Genomic DNA, 595 nt, shown 5'->3' with positions numbered 1-595 from the left:
TCCGCACCGTCGTCCAGGCCTACACCCGGCTGCTGCAGCACGCGCCGGCAGGACAGACCTTCAACGTCTGCTCCGGTCAGGCCCATACCTTGCAGCAAGTATTGGACATCGTGGCCGACCTCGCCGGCTACCGGATGGAAGTCAGGGTCAATCCTGCGTTTGTCAGGAGCAATGAAGTCAAGACCCTGACGGGCAACCCGAACAAGCTCGCCGCGTGCGTTGGCGCACTGCCGGGGATTGCGTTACGCGATACGCTGGCATGGATGCTCGGTGCAGTGGAAGGGAAGGGCTGATCATGTTGATAATGAATGCTGCGTACTTATTACCGTACTTGTTGCTATTGATGAAATGCATCTCAGGAGCCATGCCATGAAGATTCTGCACTTTTATCGCACCTACCACCCGGACACGTTCGGCGGCGTGGAACAGGTGATACGGCAGATGGCGGTCAGCACCACGCGGCTGGGTGTGTCCAATGAAGTCCTGACCCTGACCCGCAGCAAGGACAACCCCGAACTCGAATTCGAAGGCCACAAGGTGCACCGCGCCCGCCTGAACTTTGAAATCGCCTCCACCGGCTTTTCCTGGTCCGCAC

2 pseudogenes are annotated in these 595 nt (G+C 58.8%); both read left to right on the top strand.

Annotation, left to right across the window (positions count from 1 at the left end):
* Nucleotides 1–293 (top strand): annotated as a pseudogene (locus ACO0LO_RS29020) (GDP-mannose 4,6 dehydratase); the annotation flags it as partial.
* Nucleotides 294–369: 76 nt separating this feature from the next.
* Nucleotides 370–595, top strand: a pseudogene (locus ACO0LO_RS29015) (glycosyl transferase family 1); the annotation flags it as partial.

This window comes from Undibacterium sp. TJN25, from assembly GCF_049339885.1.
In the GTDB taxonomy this organism is placed as follows: domain Bacteria; phylum Pseudomonadota; class Gammaproteobacteria; order Burkholderiales; family Burkholderiaceae_D; genus Undibacterium.
Note: the sequence above shows the minus strand (reverse complement) of the source record. Positions and strands in the feature narration are given on the sequence as shown.